The following is a 5368-nucleotide window of genomic DNA, read 5'->3' on the forward strand; positions in this document are numbered from 1 at the left end:
CGCCTCATGCCCCGTCAGCGCCACCGGCCGCTCCAGCGGAAGCGCGTCACCCGCGCCGCCGCCGTCCACCACGTGTCCCTCACCGTCCACCACGACCACCGCACCGCCGTACCCGGCGCGCACCAGTTCCCGCGTCCCCGGCACGCACACCACGGCCTCCGGCCGCGTCTCACCGAGCACCAGCGCCACCCGCTCCCGGGGCCACGCCGTGTCCACCGGCACATACGTCCCGCCCGCCATCCACGTCGCGAGCAGGGCCACCACCCAGGCCGGGCCCCGCTCCGTCACCACGCCGACACCACGCTCCGGCCCCGCTCCCAGCGCCGCCAGCACCCCGGCCAGCGCCGCGGCGCGTGCCCACAACTCGCCGTAGGACAGGGTGATCTCCGACCCGTCCTCGGCCACCCCCACCACCGCCGGGGCCTCGGGGTCCTCGCGCACCCACGCGGCCACCCGGTCGACCACGGTGCCGCCGACGACGCCGGGACCGCCGTCGCCCCACTCCGCCAGTTCCGGCCCCTCCATCACCGGGACCCGGCCAACGAGGGCGTGCACGTCGGAGACCATGGCCTCCAGGACGCGCCGCAGCGCCGCGCGCACGACGCCGATCCGCGCGGCGTCGAAGACGTCGCGCCGGTAGGTGAGCTGGACCACGAGCCGCTCCCCCGGCACGACCACGGCGATCAGCGGGTAGTGGACGGAGTCCTCGGGGACGCCCACCGGGCGGAACGCGACGTCCTCAGGCACGGGCCCCTTCTTCGGGGGCCTCGGGTAGCTCTCGAAGGCGATCATGGTGTCGAACACGGCCCCCGGCCCGGCGACCCGCTGGATGTCGCTCAGCCCCAGGTACTGGTGCGACATCAGCCGGGCCTGGCGCTCCTGGAGGCTCGTCAGCGTCTCCAGTACCGTCTGCTCGCCGCGCAGCGGCACGCGCACGGGCAGCGTGTTGATGAACAGCCCGATCATGGTCTCCACGCCCGGCAGTTCGCCGGGCCTGCCCGCGACGGTGGCGCCGAACACCACGTCCTCGCGGCGCGCGAGGCGCGCGAGCACCATCGCCCAGGCGCCCTGGAAGACCGTGTTCATGGTCAGACCGTGGTGCCGCGCCAGGTCGGCGATCTCACGGGAGAGCTCCTGGGGCAGCTCGAGGAAGACCCGGTCGGTCTCGGCGCCCTGATGGGAGACGTCGGCCGGCGCGACCAGCGTCGGCTCGTCGGCACCGGCGAGTTCCTCGCGCCAGGCGGCCTCGCCCGCGGCGCGGTCCTGCCGTCCGAGCCAGGCCAGGTACTCGCCGTAGGACCTGACCTCGGGCAGCGCGCTCGGGTCACCGTTGGCCGCGTAGGCGCTGGTGACCTCCCCCACCAGCAGCGGCATGGACCAGCCGTCCAGCAGGATGTGGTGGCTGGTGAACACAAGCCGGTAGCGGTCCTCGGCGAATTTGACCAGCAGCAGGCGCAGCAGCGGCGCGGTTGCCACGTCGAACCGCTTGGTGCGGTCCTCGGCGGCCAGCCGTTCCGTCTCGGCGATCGCCTCGTCCTCGGGCAGGCCGGAGACGTCGGCCTCGCGCCACGGCAGTTCGACGTCGCGCGCGATCACCTGCACCGCCTCGCCGGAGCCCCGCTGGTGGAAGCTCGCCCGGAGAATGGCATGGCGCGCCAGCAGCGTCTCCCACGCGCGGCGCACCCGGGCGGGGTCCACGGGGCCCGTCAGCTCCAGCATGCGCTGCCCCACGTACACGTCCGGGCCCTCGTCGCCGAACGCCGCGTGGAACAGCAGCCCTTCCTGAAGCGGGGACAGCGGCCACACCTCGGTGAGGCCGGGGACCCGCGCGCGCAGTCCGGCCAGTTCACCCTCGTCGAGGTCGACGAGCGACCCGTCGGACAGCGGTTCCTCGGAAGCGCGCGGGTCAAGCACCTCAGCGGCGGCGGCCATGCCTGCCGGTGTCTTCTCGTCGAACACCTGGCGCGGAGTCAGCGCGACGCCCATCCGGCGGGCCCGGGCGACGAGTTGCAGCGACATGATGGAGTCGCCGCCGAGCGCGAAGAAGCTCTCGTCCGCGCCCACCCGCTCCAGGCCAAGCACTTCGGCGACGAGCGTGCAGAAGAGCTCTTCGAGCGGCCCGCGCGGCGCGCGGCCCCCGGGCCGGTCGCCGTAGTCGGGCGCGGGCAGCGCCCGCCGGTCCACCTTGCCGTTGGGGGTGACCGGCAGCTCCTCAAGCACCACCACCGCCGCCGGCACCATGTAGTCCGGCAGCGTGCGGGCGGCGTGGGCGCGCACCTCCGCCTCGTCCAGGCCGCTGTCCGTGTCGGCGGCGGGGGACACGTAGCCGACGAGGCGCCGGTCTCCCGGCTGGTCCTCACGCGCCATGACGTAGGCCCGGCCGACGCCGGGGCAGGCGCTGAGAACGCTTTCGATCTCGCCGAGTTCGATGCGGAAGCCGCGGATCTTGACCTGGCTGTCCGCCCGGCCGATGAACACGAGCTGGCCGTCCTCGGTCCAGCGCACGAGGTCACCGGTGCGGTACATCCGCTCGCCCGCGCCGCCCCACGGGCAGGCCACGAACCGTTCGCTGGTGAGGGACGGACGGTGCAGGTAGCCGCGTGCCATACCGGCCCCGGCGAGGTACAGCTCCCCGGCGACGCCCACGGGGACCGGCTGCAGGAACGCGTCAAGCACGTAGGTGCGCATGCCGTCGACAGCCGTGCCGATGGGCAGGACCTGCCCGGGTCCGTCGCCTCGCGGCGCACGGTAGCTGGTCGCGTAGGTGGTGGTCTCGGTGGGCCCGTACGCCTGCACGACCGTCAGATCCGGGCAGGCGCGCTGGATGCGGTCCACGGCGACGGGAGAGACGGCCTCGCCTCCGGTCCACAGTTCGCGGAGCCCGGCGAGCGCCGTCGGTTCCTCGTCGACGACGACGTGGAACAGCGCGGTCGTCAGGAATGCCGCCGTCACGTCGTGCTCGCTGAGGGTCCGGGACAGCGTCGCCACGTCGAGGTCCCCGGGCGGCGCCAGCACGAGTTCGCCGCCGGTCAGCAGCGGTATCCAGATCTCGTAAGTGGAGGCGTCGAACGCCTGCGGGGAGTGCCCCAGGACGCGCTGGTGGGCGCCGTTTTGCCAACGGCTGTCCGCGGCGAGCTGGACGATTCCGGCGTGGGTGACGCCGACGCCCTTGGGCTGGCCGGTGGATCCCGAGGTGTACATCACGTAGGCCAGCTGGTCGGGGCTGACGGGCTCCGGCGGGCTGGCGCTGGCCGCCGCGGCCTCCTCCTGGCCGAGGATGAGGACGGGGACCGTCATGTCATGGGCATCGTCTGCCCCTGCCTCGTCGGTGAGCACGGCGATCGCGCCGGTGTCCTGGACGATGAAGCGGTTGCGGTCCGGCGGGTTGGTGGCGGGCACGGGCACGTACACGCCACCGGCCTTGAGGACGGCGAGCATGGCGACGATGAGGTCGCCGGAGCGGGGCAGCGCGAGCGCCACCCTGCTCTCGGCCCGCACCCCGAAGTCCGCCAGCCGCCCGGCCAGCCGGCTGGAGCGCCTGTCGAGTTCGGCGTACGTCAGCCGCTGGTCGCCGCTCCGGACGGCGATCGCACCGGGGGCCCGCTGGACCTGCCGGGAGAAGACCGCGGTGACCGACTCTCCGGCGGCCGGTTCGCCCGTCTGGTTCCATGCCGTCACGGCGAGGGCGCGCTCCTCGTCGGTCGCGATGCCGACCTGGCCGGTGAGCACGGCGGGATCGGCCGCTACCTGGGCGAGTGCCTGCCGGAACGAGGCGGCGATGCCGCGGACACGGGCGGCGTCCACCACGTCGGGCCGGTAGATCAGCTGGCCCTCAAGCCGTTCGCCCGGCCCGATGACGAGCGTGAGCGGGTAGTGCGTCATGTCGGCGGGCGTGCCGGCCGAGCGGATCGCCAGGCTGCCGGGTCGGGCGGGCCCGGCGGGCGGGCGCGGGTAGTTCTCGTAGACGAGCAGCGTGTCGAACTCGGCGCCCGGCCCGGCCAGCTTCTGGACGTCGCTGAGGCCAAGGTGCTGGCCGGACAGCAGCGCGGACTGGCGTTCCTGTAGGCTGGCCAGCATCTCCACGACCGGCTGGTCGCCGCGCAGCGGCACGCGCACCGGGAGGGTGTTGATGAACAGCCCGACGATGGACTCCACGCCGGGCAGTTCGGCGGGGCGGCCGGCGGCGGTGACGCCGAAGACCACGTCGTTCCGGCCGGCCAGGCGGGCGGTCACCAGTGCCCAGACCCCCTGGAGCAGAGTGTTGACGGTCAGCCCGTGGCGGCGAGCCGTGCTGGTGACGGCGGCGGTGAGTTCCCGGCTCAGCGCGAACGGCGCTCGTTCCGGCAGCACGGGTTCCGCCCGGGAGCCGGCGGGGGCGACGAGGGTCGGTTCCTCAGCGCCCGCCAGCTCCTGGCGCCAGAGGGCCTCGGCGGCCGCGCGGTCCTGCTGTCCGAGCCAGGCCAGGTAGTCGCGGTAGGAGCGGACGGGAGGCAGTGTCCGGGCGTCGGCGTCCGCCTCGTACAGGGTGGTCAGTTCCGCGAGGAGCACGGGAATGGACCAGCCGTCCATGAGGATGTGGTGGCTGGTCATGACCAGGCGGCTGCCGCCGTCCGGCAGGACGAGGAACAGCAGCCGCAGCAGCGGCGGCACGGCAAGGTCGAAGCGCACCGCCCGCTCAGCTTCCGCGAGCCGCTCAGCCTCCGCGAGCGCCTCGTCTTCGGGCAGGCGGGTCAGGTCGGCCTCGCGCCACGGCAGCTCGGCGTCGCGGGAGATGACCTGCACGGTCTGGGTGCCGCCGGCCTGGTGGAAGCTGGCGCGCAGCACGGCGTGGCGCCGCAGCAGCGCCTGCCAGGAGCGGCGCAGCCGGTCCGGGTCCACCCCGGTGCCGAGGTCGAGGACGCGCTGCCCCGTGTAGACGTCGGGGCCCTCGCCGTCGAACGCGGCGTGGAACAGCAGCCCTTCCTGCAACGGCGACAGCGGCCAGACGTCCTCGCAGCCGGGTACGGCGGCCTGGAGTTCGTCGACGGCCTGCTGGGTGAGGCGGACGAGGGGGAAGTCGGAGGGGGTGTGCCCGCCCGCGGCGGGATCGGCGGTGTGGGTGGCGATGCCGGTGAGCATCCGGGCCCAGGCGTCGCCCAGCCGCCGCACGTCGTCCTCGTCGAGCAGGCCCCCGGGCCAGGTGAGGGTCAGGTGCAGTTCTGGGCCGTCGGGCGTGTCCCGGACGACGGTGACCGCCTCCAGGGAGTGCTGGGCGGGCATGTCGGGATCGGCTGCGCCGCCCAGGGCGTTCTCCCCGGTCAGCCGCCAGGGCTCGTTCGCGCCGGAGGCGTCGCGGGTGCCTGTCCGGAACCGGCCGAGGTAGTTGAAA

General features: G+C 74.0%; 1 protein-coding gene. It reads right to left on the reverse strand.

Annotated elements, in window-relative coordinates; translation table 11 throughout:
• Positions 1-5368: non-ribosomal peptide synthetase (locus tag JK356_RS21345; RefSeq protein WP_201870333.1), on the reverse strand; the 5368-nt coding region annotated here is incomplete at both ends.

The organism is Streptomyces sp. 7-21 (genome assembly GCF_016741785.1).
Lineage (GTDB): Bacteria > Actinomycetota > Actinomycetes > Streptomycetales > Streptomycetaceae > Streptomyces.